Source organism: Phyllobacterium sp. (assembly GCF_037994405.1).
Lineage (GTDB): Bacteria > Pseudomonadota > Alphaproteobacteria > Rhizobiales > Rhizobiaceae > Phyllobacterium.
Genome location: NZ_JBBNAN010000513.1, coordinates 25,453 through 40,020, shown reverse-complemented (window position 1 = coordinate 40,020; position 14,568 = coordinate 25,453). Strand labels below are relative to the sequence as shown.

13 protein-coding genes and 1 riboswitch are annotated in these 14,568 nt (G+C 58.1%); of the genes, 10 read left to right on the top strand and 3 right to left on the bottom strand.

The features are described from left to right. The coding region (locus AAAC48_RS28390) for a LacI family DNA-binding transcriptional regulator (protein WP_340657402.1) at positions 1–1,005 on the top strand (1,005 nt) is incomplete at its 5' end. Between the two features lie 367 nt (positions 1,006–1,372). On the opposite strand, the gene mmsB is transcribed toward AAAC48_RS28390, so the two are convergent. Both mmsB and AAAC48_RS28380 read right to left on the bottom strand, forming a co-directional pair. Beyond that, on the bottom strand, positions 1,373–2,263 hold the full coding sequence (gene mmsB, locus AAAC48_RS28385; RefSeq protein WP_340657401.1) for a 3-hydroxyisobutyrate dehydrogenase: 891 nt from the start codon (positions 2,261–2,263) through the stop codon (positions 1,373–1,375). A gap of 30 nt (positions 2,264–2,293) precedes the next feature. Next, complete coding sequence (locus AAAC48_RS28380; protein ID WP_340657400.1) at positions 2,294–3,460, bottom strand: isobutyryl-CoA dehydrogenase; 1,167 nt, start codon at positions 3,458–3,460, stop codon at positions 2,294–2,296. Positions 3,461–3,579: 119 nt separating this feature from the next. On the opposite strand from AAAC48_RS28380, the gene AAAC48_RS28375 reads away from it, so the two are divergent. The 7 genes from AAAC48_RS28375 to cobO all read left to right on the top strand — a co-directional run bounded on the left by AAAC48_RS28375 (position 3,580) and on the right by cobO (position 12,696). After that, positions 3,580–5,037, top strand: a complete 1,458-nt coding sequence (locus AAAC48_RS28375) for a cobyric acid synthase (RefSeq protein ID WP_340657406.1) — start codon at positions 3,580–3,582, stop codon at positions 5,035–5,037. 59 nt (positions 5,038–5,096) lie between these two features. Next, positions 5,097–5,332, top strand: a riboswitch (cobalamin riboswitch). Positions 5,333–5,380: 48 nt separating this feature from the next. Beyond that, entirely contained in the window at positions 5,381–5,560 is a 180-nt protein-coding gene (locus AAAC48_RS28370) for a CbtB-domain containing protein (protein WP_106710117.1), read from the top strand. Positions 5,561–5,684: 124 nt separating this feature from the next. Beyond that, entirely contained in the window at positions 5,685–6,419 is a 735-nt protein-coding gene (locus AAAC48_RS28365) for a CbtA family protein (RefSeq protein WP_340657399.1), read from the top strand. Next, positions 6,419–6,943 carry a bifunctional adenosylcobinamide kinase/adenosylcobinamide-phosphate guanylyltransferase gene (gene cobU, locus AAAC48_RS28360; RefSeq protein ID WP_340657398.1) on the top strand — a complete coding sequence of 175 codons (525 nt, stop codon included), beginning with the start codon at positions 6,419–6,421 and terminating at the stop codon, positions 6,941–6,943. The genes AAAC48_RS28365 and cobU overlap by 1 nt, the downstream gene beginning before the upstream one ends. Before the next feature lie 4 nt (positions 6,944–6,947). Then, a complete protein-coding gene (cobW, locus tag AAAC48_RS28355; RefSeq protein WP_340657397.1) occupies positions 6,948–8,015 on the top strand; it encodes a cobalamin biosynthesis protein CobW in 1,068 nt (355 codons plus the stop codon). A gap of 284 nt (positions 8,016–8,299) precedes the next feature. After that, positions 8,300–12,031, top strand: coding sequence for a cobaltochelatase subunit CobN (gene cobN / locus AAAC48_RS28350; protein ID WP_340657396.1), 3,732 nt, complete (start codon positions 8,300–8,302; stop codon positions 12,029–12,031). Positions 12,032–12,057: 26 nt separating this feature from the next. Continuing rightward, complete coding sequence (cobO, locus tag AAAC48_RS28345; protein WP_340657395.1) at positions 12,058–12,696, top strand: cob(I)yrinic acid a,c-diamide adenosyltransferase; 639 nt, start codon at positions 12,058–12,060, stop codon at positions 12,694–12,696. Positions 12,697–12,759: 63 nt separating this feature from the next. Here the strand turns inward: cobO and AAAC48_RS28340 are convergent, their stop codons facing one another. Beyond that, positions 12,760–13,569 carry a TSUP family transporter gene (locus AAAC48_RS28340; RefSeq protein WP_340657394.1) on the bottom strand — a complete coding sequence of 270 codons (810 nt, stop codon included), beginning with the start codon at positions 13,567–13,569 and terminating at the stop codon, positions 12,760–12,762. A gap of 172 nt (positions 13,570–13,741) precedes the next feature. Here AAAC48_RS28340 and AAAC48_RS28335 point away from each other — a divergent pair, with 172 nt between their 5' ends. Together AAAC48_RS28335 and AAAC48_RS28330 are read left to right on the top strand one after the other, a co-directional pair. After that, positions 13,742–14,170 (top strand): TerB family tellurite resistance protein, encoded by a 429-nt coding sequence (locus tag AAAC48_RS28335; protein WP_340657393.1) that lies wholly within the window; start codon positions 13,742–13,744, stop codon positions 14,168–14,170. Beyond that, the gene (locus AAAC48_RS28330; RefSeq protein ID WP_340657392.1) at positions 14,170–14,559 is read left to right on the top strand and encodes a cobalamin biosynthesis protein; all 390 of its coding nucleotides are present in this window, start codon (positions 14,170–14,172) and stop codon (positions 14,557–14,559) included. The genes AAAC48_RS28335 and AAAC48_RS28330 overlap by 1 nt, the downstream gene beginning before the upstream one ends. The last annotated feature ends 9 nt before the right edge of the window (positions 14,560–14,568 follow it).

Here is a 14,568-nt window from a genome sequence, read left to right as displayed (position 1 = left end):
GCGAAAGAAGCCGGCGTCGGGCTCTCCACTGTCGACCGGGTGTTGAATGGCCGTGCCGAGGTTCGGGAAGAAACCGCGCGCCGCGTGCTCGATGCCGCCGAACGAATTGGGTTTTACGCCACGCCGCTCTTGCGGCAGCGTCTCAAGACGGATGTGCCCCAGAAGACTTTCGCCTTTCTGTTGCAGCAGAAGACGACGGCTTTTTACGCCCTTCTAGGCGCTGCAATTCAAGAAGCTGTTGAGTCCAGCCCGGTGATCCGCGGAAAAGCGATCATCGAGTTCATGGATGATCTCACGCCCGGAGCGGTCGCGGACAGGCTGAAACGGGTGGGCCATGGCGTTGACGGTGTCGCCATTGTCGCGGCCGACCATCCGAACGTTACCGCTGCCATTGACGAACTCGCGGCCAGAGGTATCCCGGTCATTGCGCTGATTTCAGATTTGACTGCGTCATCGCGAGCGGGTTACGTCGGCCTTGACAACAGGAAGGTCGGCCGAACTGCGGGATGGCTTCTTGCCAAAATGATCCACGCCGCAAGTCCGGTGGCCATCTTCGTCGGCAGTCACCGCTATCTTTGCCAGGAAGCTTGTGAGATCGGCTTTCGTGCTTACCTGCGCGAGTATGCGCCTCATCTTCATCTTCTCGAACCCGTCGCTACATTCGAGAGTGACCGATACGCGCATGAAGCAACGCTCGACCTCGTAAAGCGGCACGAGAACGTTAAGGGTATATATGTCGCCGGCGGTGGCATCGGCGGAGTGCTGGAAGCGATCAAAGAGCTTAGGACCGACAATCCGCCTGTTGTCATTGGCCACGACCTGACGGAAGCAACAAGCGCCGGCCTCGTCAGCGGGACACTGATGGCGGTTCTTTCTCACCCACTCGAGGAAATTGCCAAGAAAACGGTAGAAATTTTGATCAAGCAGTCATTGCCCACCATCGAAGCTCCAAGCTTCGTCCACGAAATTCTTCCAATGCAGATATTCACGCCGGAAAGTATCTAGGGTCAGGACCTGTTAATCTGGTCGAAATGATATTTGGCATTTCGTTCGGATACGAGGAGCAAAGGCGATGAAAATGTTTATCCATTTTCATCGCCTTTGCGACGAAGTTGCCGGTCAGATGGGCCATATCCTGCGGACGCCGAAACGGCCGCAAGCTCAAGTGTCGAACCGTTCGGCCGGGGGAAATACCCCCGCCCTTCACGCTTCTCCTCGCATCGTCTTGCCGTTCCAGGCGCCATTTCGATCATCTTGATAGGTCCTGACCCTAGCGCCCGAGCGACGCGAGCCGATCGGCCCACATGACTGCTTCACGCGAAACGTCGTCATGCAGCCTTACCGTCGAATGCTGCAATTTCTGGTAGCAGGTTTAAATTTCCCGTTTGGCATCACGCAGATAGTTGATGATACCGGAGAAATCTGAACCTTCGTTACCTGCCGCACCGAATTGCGCATATATTTCCTCAGCATGGGCACCCAGTGGTGTTGCTGCGCCAACACTTTTGGCGGCTTCCTGCGAAAGTTTCAGATCTTTCAGCATCAGCGCTGCGGCAAAACCGGGCCTGTAGCCGTTATTGGCTGGCGATGTCGGTACAGGTCCTGGAACAGGGCAATAGGTGGTCAGCGACCAGCATTGACCGGAAGAGGTCGAGGCGACGTCGAAGAGTGCCTTATGCGAGAGGCCAAGCTTTTCGGCCAGCGTGAAGGCTTCGCTGACACCAATCATAGAAATGCCGAGGATCATGTTGTTGCAGATCTTGGCGGCCTGGCCATTGCCAGCCTCGCCGCAATGGACGATGCGACCAGCCATGGGTTTCAGGACCGGTTCAGCCTTGGTAAATGCATCTGCGCTACCGCCGACCATGAACGTAAGTGTGCCCGCTGCTGCACCGCCAATGCCGCCCGAAACTGGTGCGTCGACCGACAACAGGCCATTGTCTCGTGCGATTTCGTGGGCCTTGCGGGCGGAATCGACGTCGATCGTCGATGAATCAATGAAGAGCGCGCCCTTCCTGGCGCCCTTTGCCACCGATTCGTACACGGACAACACATGTTTTCCGGCTGGCAACATCGTGATGACGACATCGGCGTCGGCGACCGCTGCTTCGGCGTTCGCCATGATTGTCACGCCATTGCCTTTTGCCACATCCAGGTTTTCCGGCAGAAGATCAAAGCCAAGGACCGTATGTCCCGCCTTGACCAGATTGGCGGCCATTGGATTGCCCATATGTCCAAGACCGATAAAAGCGATTGTTGTCATCGCGGCGTTTCTCCCTGATACAATTTTGATTTATCGGCCGGTCATATGCCGGGCGATAATGACCCGCATGATTTCGTTGGTGCCTTCCAGAATCTGGTGAACACGAAGGTCGCGGACGATCTTCTCGATGCCGTAATCGTGCAGATAGCCATAACCGCCATGGATCTGCAGTGCGTCATTGGCGACATTGAAACCCGTGTCGGTGACGAAGCGCTTGGCCATTGCCGACCACTTCGAAGCGTCATGCGTCTTCCGGTCGAGTTTTGATGCAGCTGTGTAAAGGAGCATGCGCGCGGCGGAAAGTTCAGTCTCCATATCGGCAAGTTTGAACTGCAGTGCCTGGAACTGATTGATTGCCTTGCCGAAAGCCTTGCGCTCGGATGCATAAGCGACCGCCTTTTCCAATGCTGACTGCGCGCCGCCGAGCGAGCAGGCGGCGATATTCAGCCGCCCACCGTCAAGTCCGCCCATGGCAATGCGGAAACCATCGCCTTCCTCGCCAAGCCGGTTTGCTACAGGAACCTGGCAATTGTCGAAAATAACCTGCCTGGTCGATTGGGCGTTCCAGCCCATCTTGTATTCATTGGCGCCGAATGACAGGCCGGGAGCGTCCTTTGGAACGACCAGCGCCGAGATTCCCTTTGGCCCATCTTCGCCCGTGCGGACCATGGTGACGTAGAGATCGGAATCGCCGGCTCCCGAAATGAACTGCTTGGCGCCGTTCAGCACATAATGATTGCCATCGCGCACGGCGCGTGTCTTCAGCGCTGCCGCATCGGAACCTGAATTGGGCTCGGTCAGGCAATAGCTCGCCAGCCATTCCATGGATGTCAGTCTTGGTACGAAGCGTCGACGCTGCTCCTCGTTGCCAAAGAGATCGATCATCCATGTCCCCATGTTGTGGATCGATATGAATGCCGAGAATGCGGGACAGGCCGCTGACAGTGCCTCGAAAATCAGCACGGCATCCAGCCGCTTCAACCCTGATCCGCCTACATCCTCGCGGACATAGATGCCGCCCATGCCCAACGGGCCGGTTTCACGAATCACATCAGCTGGAAAATGCTTGTCGCGATCCCAGGCGAGCGCATTGGGCGCTACGCGATCTGCGGCAAACGCCCGGGCCATGTCCTGGATTGCCAGTTGATCCTCGTTGAGTTCGAACTGGTCGGACGCCGAATCCACGAGCGTATCCATGGTAACCTCCCTGTATTCTCATTAGCCGTCACTCTATCCCATGCGCCAAGTGGCGCAACGATTCAGATGAGTTTTGGATGGGACTAGGAAGAGAAAGACATATCCGCTACTCAAAGCCTATGACGCACGCAATCATGTTGCAGGGAACAGGCTCTGATGTTGGGAAATCCGTCCTGGTGGCCGGACTTTGCCGGCTTGCACGCAATCGCGGGCTGAAAGTACGTCCCTTCAAACCGCAGAACATGTCGAACAATGCGGCGGTCAGCGACGATGGCGGCGAGATCGGCCGTGCACAGTGGCTGCAGGCGCTCGCCTGCGGCGTTCCATCGTCGGTGCACATGAACCCGGTGCTGCTGAAGCCGCAATCGGAAACCGGCAGCCAGATCATTGTGCAGGGGAAAGTCTGGGGACAGGCCAAGGGCAGGGACTACCAGAAATTCAAAGCGCAACTGCTCGATGCCGTCATGGCGTCGTGGGATATCGTGCGCGATGGCGCCGATTTCGTTGTCGTCGAGGGCGCGGGCTCACCGGCGGAAATCAACCTGCGTGCCGGAGACATCGCCAATATGGGCTTTGCGACGCGGGCCAGGGTCCCGGTCGTGCTGGTTGGTGATATTGACCGGGGTGGCGTGATCGCGTCGATCGTCGGCACCCACGCGATCCTGCAGCCGGAAGATCGCGACATGATCATCGGCTATATCATCAACAAGTTTCGCGGCGACGTTTCGCTCTTCGACGATGGGCTGAAATCGATAACGCAATTTACCGGCTGGCCGTCATTCGGCGTTGTTCCGTGGTTGAGGGATGCTTCCCGCCTGCCTGCGGAAGACTCTGTCGTCCTGGAGCGCCTGGTCAAGGGTGAGGGGCGGGCGCTGAAAATTGCCGTTCCCGTACTCGATCGGATTGCCAATTTCGACGACCTCGACCCTCTGATGGCCGAGCCGCAGGTCGATCTGGTCATGGTCAGGAGCGGCGAAAGGCTGCCCGCGGATGCGGGGCTGGTGATCATTCCGGGTTCCAAATCCACAATTGGCGACCTGCTGCGGTTTCGCGAAAATGGATGGGATCGGGACCTCGATATGCACCGGCGTCGCGGCGGCCATATCATCGGCATTTGCGGCGGTTACCAGATGCTCGGCAGGACCGTGCGCGATCCCGACGAAATTGAAGGAAGTGTCACCGAAGTCGAGGGACTCGGCCATCTTGATATCGACACGGTCATGGAGCCTGAAAAGACTGTCCGCAACGTCAATGCACATTCGCTGCAGTTCGATCTACCGTTGAAAGGTTATGAAATCCATCTCGGCAGAACGACGGGTCCCGATTGTGCACGGCCCGCAACACGCATCAACGGCATAGCAGATGGCGCGACGTCAGAAGATGGCAGGGTCTTTGGTACCTATTTGCATGGGCTTTTTGGGGCGGATGGCTTCAGAGCGGCGTTGTTGCGCTCCATGGGAATCGCAGCCGATGCGTTGGATTACAACGCTGGAGTAGACGCTGCTCTCGATTCAATAGCCGGCCAACTGGCGGAGGTCCTGGATGTTGACGCATTGCTGATGCGTAAACTGCGTTGATGACGCGGCATCTGTTATTGATGTCGCAGTTTCGTTTGACATTTCCAGCGCTTGATGAATAACGTTCAGCCATGATTGGTTCCCGTATCGGCCAAAGGCCATGGGATCAAAAGGGAATGTGACGGCCGTACCCATCAGGGCGGCCTAACCGCAGCCGACCCCGCGACTGTAGAGCGGTGAGGATTGATGTCAGCGCCAGACGCGAAAGCCGATGGCAGCCACTGGGAAACCGGGAAGGCGGCATTGATCTTGCGACCCGCGAGCCAGGAGACCTGCCAGTCATAGGGCAATAATGCCCAAAACCGAAGGGGATTGTCCCTTCTGGCCCTGCACGGAGGTTGTTATGGCTGCTGCACGTACATCGACTACGATTTCTCTCCCGCTCGCATCGCGTCTGACGACGGCGGTGTTTTCACTTATGCTTGGTGTTTTCATCATTTACGGCGTCGGCCTTTCGCATTCCGAAACGCTGCATGACACAGCGCATGACACCCGCCATTCATACGGATTCCCTTGCCACTAAGGCTGGTACCGGCTGGATAAACTGATTCAGCCGCCAGCGCTTACGCATTGAAAAAATACGGTTTGATTGCCCGGGACGTTCTTGCGTACCCGGCATCTTGCTTTAGGGATTGGGAGCAGATCTCATGTTGGTAAAGTATCTCCTGGCTACGATCGTAGCTGGTTTGTTTGCTGGTATCCTTTTGACACCGGCGATGTATGTGCGGAACGTTCCGCTCATTCTTCACGCCGAGGAATATGAAAACGCAGCTGGCGGGCATGAGCACGCAGCCGCTGAGCCGGCTGCAGCGACCGCAGCGGATAGCGCGCCAGTCGCGATGGCTGCGCATGAGCACGAGGAAGAGGCCAGCCCGGCGCTTCCGTTTGGGCGCTTTGGCAATACGCTGCTGATCAACCTTGTTGCCGGTGCAGGCTTTGCGCTCATCACAGGTGCTGCGGCGCTTTTCCTTGGCCGCAAGATCACGCTGCAGAATGGCATCTACTGGGGTCTTGCCGGGTTCTTCATTTTCAATTTCGCGCCCGCGTTCAGCCTTGCGCCGGAATTGCCGGCAATGCCTGCCCCTGATCTCGCCACGCGGCAGGCTTGGTGGCTTATCACCGTCTTTCTTACAGCGGGCGGCGTCTATCTCATCGTCCTGCGCGAAGAGATATGGGCCAAAGTCCTGGGTGTCGTGCTGATCGTCGCGCCGCATGTCTACGGGGCGCCGGAAGCTGAAGATCTCAAATCGGCGGTACCGCCGATGCTGGCTTCAGAGTTTGCGGTGTCGACGCTGGCGACCAATCTGTTCTTCTGGGTCGTGCTGGGAACAGCTCTCGGCTGGGCGATTCAAAGCTATGCGGCATCGGAGCTCGAGGGTTGATGCCGGTTTTGGAGCGCGGGGTCACCTTTGTGCTGGGCGGCGCGCGCTCCGGTAAATCCTCCTTTGCGGAAGGGCTAATAGAGGCATCTGGCATGGATGCCGTCTATCTCGCGACCGGAAGGGCCTGGGATGAAGAAATGTCGGAGCGGATCGGGCTGCACAAAGAGCGGCGCGGTCCCTTCTGGGCCACGATCGAAGAACCGTTCGACCTTGTCGGCACCTTGCAAAACGAATGCGCCGACCAGCGGGCGGTCCTCGTTGATTGTCTGACGCTATGGCTCACCAATCTGGTGATGGCGGAGCGCGACATAGCAGCTGAGACGGCGAAGCTTGTCGCGGCGCTGCCGCTCCTGAAAGGCGCGGTGGTGTTGGTGTCGAATGAAGTTGGCCTCGGAATCGTTCCTGAAAACCGGATGGCGCGCGCGTTTCGCGATCATACCGGACGTCTCCATCAAGCCGTGGCGAGCGCCGCGGCAACAGTCTATTTCGTGGCAGCAGGTCTGCCGCTCAAAATGAAGGGATAAGAACATGCAGGGTCAAAAGATGCTTGATCACAAGATTCCGGCAACGGTCATCACCGGCTTCCTTGGTTCGGGCAAGACGACAATGATCCGCAACCTGCTCGAAAACGCCAACGGCAAGCGCATAGCGCTGATCATCAATGAATTCGGTGATCTGGGTGTTGATGGCGGGTTGCTCAAGGGCTGCGGTATCGAGGCCTGCCGCGATGAGGATGTGATCGAGCTGAACAATGGTTGCATCTGTTGCACGGTAGCCGATGACTTCATTCCGACCATGACCAAATTGCTCGACCGGCCTGATCGTCCGGATCACATCGTGATCGAGACCTCGGGTCTTGCCTTGCCGCAGCCGCTGGTTGCTGCCTTCAACTGGCCGGAGATCAAGACGCAAGTGACGGTGGATGGCGTCGTGACGGTCATCGATGCCGCGGCCGTTTCGGAAGGCCGCTTTGCCGATGACCACGACAAGGTGGATGCACAGCGTGTTCAGGATCAATCACTTGATCACGACAGCCCGCTCGAAGAACTCTTCGAGGACCAGATCCGCGCTGCCGACCTGATCGTCCTGAACAAGACCGATCTGATCAGCGGTGAACAGCTCGACGGGGTCAAGGGCGATGTGCAAAACCGTTCGTCCCGCGCGCTCAATATGATACCGGCGAGCTTCGGCAAGCTGAGCAATCAGCTGCTGCTCGGCCTTGGTGTCGGTACCGAGGAAGATATCGCCAACCGCAAATCGCACCACGAGATGGAGCATGATGCGGGTGAAGAGCATGATCATGACGAATTCGAGAGCTTCGTTGTCGGCCTTGGGCCGGTGGCCGAGCCGAAGTCCTTTGTCGAGAAACTCAAGAGTGTGATTACCGATCATGACGTCCTGCGGCTCAAAGGCTTTGTCGATGTTCCAGGCAAGCCAATGCGCCTCGTTGTGCAGGCGGTAGGTTCGCGCATCGAACATTACTTCGATCGCAGTTGGCACCCCGGCGAAGAGCGCCAGACGCGGCTGGTTGTGATCGGTCTGCACGACATCGACACGGCCGCGATCGAAACTGCCATGAATGCCGCAGCAGCCTGACATGGGATACTGGAGTTCTTTCCGGCCATATTGACGTAGTCTGACGGAGGCATGTTGTGACAAGATCAAATAAAGACACAAAGACCCGCACTCTTCGTGCGGGCAAGTGGCTTTGCGCTGGGATTGGCGCAACATGCCCCGTCCCTTCGGGTTTCCGGCTGGCTGCCAACCACTTTTTAAGGCGGCTTCGTCCGATGAACCACATAGACCCCGCCACCTTCCGCGTGGATTGTCTCGCTATTCGGGAAACAGAATACGGCCAATATGGTCGGAAAGAGCTCTAGATGCATCTCCTGCTTGCCCAGAAAGGCACGATCGCTGAAGGCACCGAGGCAATCGATCTCGGCCAGACGCCGGGAGATGTGCTGTTTCTGTCTGCTGCCGATACAGAACTGGCAAGCCTTGCTTCCGCGCAGCGGCTGGGCGATGGCGCGGTTTGCCTGCGCCTTGCCAACATGATGGCGCTGTCGCATCCCATGTCCGTCGATGCCTATGTCGAGCGCACGGCACGCCATGCGAAGCTGATCATCGTGCGTATTATCGGCGGCGAGAGCTACTGGCCTTATGGGCTCGAGGCACTGCATGCCTGTGCCGTGAACCATAAGGTCCAGCTTGCCGTGCTTCCGGGCGACGACAAGCCGGATCCGGGGCTTGACCGGTTTTCTACGATTGCGCGGCAGGATCACCAAGCACTCTGGCACTATCTGCTTGAGGGCGGAGCGCAGAATGCGCAACGCTTTCTCGACTATTGCGCGGCGCTGATCAGCGACACGGACAAGCCCCAGGAAGCAGCGCCACTGCTTAAGGCGGGATTGTGGTGGCCGGGCAGTGGTGCTCCTTCGCTCGCAGAAATGCGCGAATATTGGCAAGAAGGTGCATCGGTCGTTGCGATCTGCTTTTACCGGGCGCTGGTGCAGAGCGGGCAGACGCAGCCGGTGGAAGCATTGATCGACGCGCTGAAGGCAAAAGGGCTGAACCCGCTGCCGGTGTTTGTTTCCAGCCTCAAAGACCCGGTGTCGGTGGCGACGCTGGAAAGCATTTTCGGCGAAGCGCCGCCTGCGGTCGTGCTCAATGCGACGGGGTTTGCCGTCTCCGCACCAGGCGCCGCGCGCAAGCCGACGGTGCTTGAACATGATGGCGCGATGGTACTGCAGGTGATCTTTTCGGGATCGAGCGCCGAGCAATGGCGCAATTCGGATCAAGGTCTTTCCGCGCGCGATCTCGCTATGAATGTGGCACTGCCGGAGGTGGACGGACGTGTGCTGTCACGTGCCGTGTCGTTCAAATCGGCGCAGCGGTATGACGAGGCGGTCGAGGCCAATATCGTCACGCACGAGCCGCAGCCCGATCGCATCGAATTTGTAGCCATGCTGGCGGCAAATTGGGCAAGGTTGCGTGCGACAGAGCCCGAGGCACGGCGCGTCGCACTGATCATGGCCAATTACCCCAATCGTGATGGGCGGCTCGGCAATGGCGTCGGACTCGATACGCCCGCAGGGACCTTTCACGTTCTGACAACGATGCGCGAGCGGGGCTATCGGGTTGCCGATATTCCGGCCGATGGTGACGCGCTGATCAACCACATGATGGCCGGACCAACCAATGCGGCGAGCGATGGAAGGGAAGTCCGCGAGACCATTTCCCTGAATCAATACAACAGCTTCTTCCAATCACTTCCGGAAGTGATTCAACAGGCGATCAGCTCCCGCTGGGGTGGGCCAGAGGCTGATCCGTTCTTCATGAAGCCGGACCAAATCTTTGCGCTGCCGCTCGCTCGGTTCGGGGAAATCCTGGTCGGAATTCAGCCGGCTCGCGGCTACAACATCGATCCGAAGGAAACCTACCACTCGCCGGACCTCGTGCCGCCGCATGGCTATATGGCGTTCTACGCCTATCTTCGTGAAGTTTACGGGGCGCACGCAATCGTCCACGTCGGCAAGCACGGCAATCTCGAATGGTTGCCCGGCAAATCGCTTGCCCTGTCGGAAACCTGCTATCCGGAAGCGGTGCTTGGACCCATCCCGCATATCTATCCGTTCATCGTCAATGATCCGGGCGAGGGCACGCAGGCCAAGCGCCGCTCTTCTGCCGTCATCGTCGACCATCTGACGCCGCCGCTGAGCCGCGCCGAGAGTTATGGCCCGCTGAAGGACCTCGAAGCGCTGGTGGATGAATATTATGAAGCGTCCGGCGTTGACCCGCGCCGCCTGGTTCGGTTGAAGGTCCAGATCCTCGATCTGGTGCGCGACATCGGGCTCGACAGCGACGCGGGCATTCATGATCACGATCCCGACGATCTCGCCCTGCAAAAGCTGGATGCCTATCTCTGCGACCTGAAGGAAATGCAAATCCGCGACGGTTTGCACATTTTCGGGCAGTCGCCGGAGGGGCGGCTGCTGACGGATCTCGTTGTGGCGCTGGCCCGCGTGCCGCGCGGCTCCGGCCACGGAGCCGATCAAAGCCTGCAACGCGCCATAGCGCTTGATCTTGACTTTGATGGTTTCGATCCCCTCGATTGCGATATGGCTGGCCCGTGGAACGGCGCGCGTCCCGAGATATTGCAAACCGTCTCGCATGATCCCTGGCGTATCGCTGGTGATACTGTGGAACGAATCGAGCTCCTGGCAGCAAGGCTGGTATCTGGAGAAGTCGAGTGCCCTTCATCCTGGGCGGCGACTTCCGCAGTCCTTGAGGGGATCGGCAGCGATCTGCATCCTGCTGTAATGGCCTGCGGGACCGCCGAGATGACCGCCTTGCTGACGGCGCTAGAGGGGCGCTTTGTTGCGCCAGGGCCGTCGGGGGCGCCGACACGCGGCCGTCCTGATGTTTTGCCGACCGGCCGCAATTTCTTCTCCGTCGACAGCCGGGCTGTACCGACGCCTGCCGCCTGGGAACTCGGGCAGAAATCCGCCGAACTCCTGATCCGTCGCTTCACGCAGGACCATGGTGAGTTTCCGACTTCATTCGGCCTTACCGCCTGGGGTACATCCAATATGCGCACGGGCGGCGACGATATTGCCCAGGCGTTGGCGCTGATCGGCGTCAAACCGGTGTGGGATATGGCATCGCGCCGCGTTACCGGTTACGAAATCATCCCAACGGCATCGCTTGGCCGACCTCGGGTTGACGTTACGCTGCGCATTTCGGGGTTCTTCCGCGATGCGTTCCCGGAACAGATCGCCCTTTTCGATACGGCGGTGCGAGCGGTCGGAAATCTTGATGAGGACGCTGGCGACAACCCCATTGCCACACGCATGCGCTGCGAGCAGGCGCGGCTGATAGCAGAAGGTACCGACGAAAAGTTGGCCAGGCAGCGCGCCGGTTTCCGCGTTTTCGGCTCCAAGCCGGGTGCCTATGGCGCCGGTCTGCAGGCGCTAATGGACGGACAGGACTGGGCAAAGCGCGATGATCTCGCCGAGGCCTGGCTGGTGTGGGGAGGCTATGCCTATGGCGCCGGCGAAGAAGGGAAGGCGGAGCGTGGCCTGCTCGAACAACGGTTGCGCACGGTGAACGCCGTCGTGCAAAATCAGGATAACCGCGAGCACGATCTTCTCGATTCCGATGACTACTACCAGTTCGAAGGCGGAATGTCGGTGGCGGTGGAACTCGTGTCGGGCGAACGGCCGGTCATCTATCACAACGACCACTCGCGTCCTGAAAAGCCGGTCATCCGCACGCTGGAGGAAGAGATCGCCCGCACAGTGCGTGGCCGCGTGACCAACCCGAAATGGATCGCTGGTGTGATGCGCCATGGCTACAAGGGTGCCTTTGAGATGGCGGCGACGGTGGATTACCTCTTTGCCTTTGCTGCGACGACCGGCGCTGTCGGCAATTATCATTTTGAGGCCGTCTACCAGGCATTCCTGGTGGACGACGATGTGCGGGCTTTTCTGAAAGACAAGAACCCGCACGCCTTGCGCGATATGGCGGAAAAGCTCGAAGAGGCGGTAACCCGCGGCTTCTGGACACCCCGCTCCAACTCGGCGCGCTTTGAACTCAGCAAACTCGCTGCTTAAGATTATGATTCGGGAGGAGAGGCCAAATGGCTGAAAAATCACAAAAATTGCAAAGCCTGACCGAAGAGGAAATCAACGAGCGCCATGCGGACAAGATGCGCAAGAAGAAGGCCGTGCGCGACAAGATCCTGGCAACCAAGACCGACGAAAAAGGCCTGGTGATCGTCAATACCGGCAAGGGCAAGGGCAAATCCACTGCCGGGTTCGGCGTGGTGTTTCGGGCACTCGGCCACGGCATGAAGATTGGCGTAGTCCAGTTCGTCAAGGGTTCGTGGGACACAGGCGAGCGTTGGGTTTTGGAAAAGTTTCCTGAGCAAGTGACCATTTCGGCGATGGGCGAGGGGTTCACCTGGGAGACGCAGGATCGGGCGCGCGATATCGCCATGGCGCGCAATGCCTGGGAACAGGCTAAGGCAATGATCCTCGATGATGAAACCGAACTCGTGCTCTGCGATGAACTCAATATCGCCTTGCGTTACGATTATCTGCCAGTTGAAGAAATCATCGAAGTCTTGAAGCAGAAGCCGCACATGAAACATGTGATCATCACTGGCCGCAATGCCAAAGACGAACTGATCGAGTTTGCAGATCTTGTCACAGAGATGGAAATGATCAAGCACCCGTTCCGCTCGGGCATCAAGGCTCAAAAGGGCATCGAGTTCTAAAAGACCTTTGCCAGTCCACCGCGATCGTCATCTGATGCGATTATCTGCTCGTCAGAAGGCTCCTTACTGCGGAGCCGAGATCCAAAAATACGCAGAAAGCCAGACGCGCAGGGGATTGTCCGTGTCGAGCAACAGTTTGGTTGCAAGCGCCAGGCACACGACGATAAGCAACGGCTTGATGATCTTGGTGCCGTTTTTCATTGCCAGGCTCGCACCAACGCGAGCCCCGGCGAACTGAGCCATGCCCATGAGCAGGCCGATCTTCCAGTTGACCAAGCCGAGGATTGCAAAGGTAGCGAAACCGCCGAGGTTGGAAGCGAGATTTAAGAGCTTGGTGTGGGCCGTCGCCTTCAGCAGGCCGTATCCAGCAAGTGACACAAAGCTGAGCATGAAAAACGAGCCTGTTCCTGGACCAAACAGGCCGTCATAGAAGCCAATGAGCGGAACGATCGTAAGGCCAAACACGAATGGGGTGACACGATGCGCGCGGTCTATGTCGCCCATATTGGGCTTCAGCGCGAAATAAATCGCAATCGCGATGAGAAGAAGCGGCAGAAAGGCCCGCAGCACATCGCCGGGTAAGTAGCCTGCGAGCAGAGCTCCGCCAACACCGCCGAGTGCTGACATGAGTGCAGAGGGCAGTTGCTTCTTGAGGTGTACGTGTCCCTTCTGGGCATAGGCGATCGTGGCTGAAGCCGAGCCGAACAGCGACTGCAGTTTGTTAGTCCCCAGTGATTCAACGGGCGAAAGACCGGCCAGGAGCAATGCCGGTACGGTGACCAGCCCACCGCCACCGGCAATCGAGTCGATAAAACCTGCGCCAAAGGCAGCAAAAATCAGAAGCGGCGGAACGTTTTCGAGAAAGGCAGACATGGGAAGGAGACTCGGTGCAGCGCGGCGGACCATAGATGGATTTTCGCGTTTAGCGAGCGCTTTTGGAGTTTACCTATATTGCGATGTGCGAATCGCTCACTACTGTGTTGTTTCGGCACTTGAATTCGATGGCTTGCGCTGCAAACAATCGTCGAAGTCAATCGGGGGTACAATGAGCGAAAGCATTTTTGATAGGATCAGTGCGTTCCTGGGAACGAAAAGTGCGGTGCAAAAGGTCGCCGATGATCCCGTGCTGACGGCCGAGCTTCTGCTCCTGCTGCACGTGGCATTGGCCGATGGTAAGACGGACAAGACGGAATATGCGGCAATCCTCGGAATTGCCGCGAGCGATTTTGGTATTGCGCCCGATGAATTTGCAGAAGTGGCCGAGTATCTCAAGGATTTCGGCTATGAGACGACGAGTGAGCAAGCTGCGCTCGCCTTTGCCGATGTGCCCTTTGAGCGCAAGGTGTTGTTGCTGCGCCATCTTTTGACCATTGCCAATGCTGACAATGACCTTGATCCCGATGAGGCGAATTTGATCCGCAAGACGGCTGATCTTTTGGGTGTGACGCCGGAAGAATTGCACAAGAAGCGTTGATGACTAGACCCCTCTACGCGCTGGGCCTTGGTTGTGAGCGCGGTTGCGACCCGCAGGAAGTGCTTGCTCTGGCCGGGCGCGTCTTGAAGGAAGCGAGCGTCGCCGCAAGCAACTTACTTGGCGTATTTTCGATCGAGCAACGCAAGGATGAGCCGGCTGTCGTTCGAACGGCGGAGCAATTTGGCTTGCCTGTCACATGTTTCAGTGCCGAAGTTCTGGAAAGGGAAACGCCGCGATTACTCAATCCATCAGAACGGGTTTTCGCATTGGTCGGCTGCCACGGTGTAGCGGAGTCTGCGGCGCTTGCAGCCGTGGGTTCGGATGGCGTACTGGTGATCGGAAAGACCAAATCCGCTCACGCCACTGCAGCGCTTGCAGTGAAGAGATAGACGAGTTTA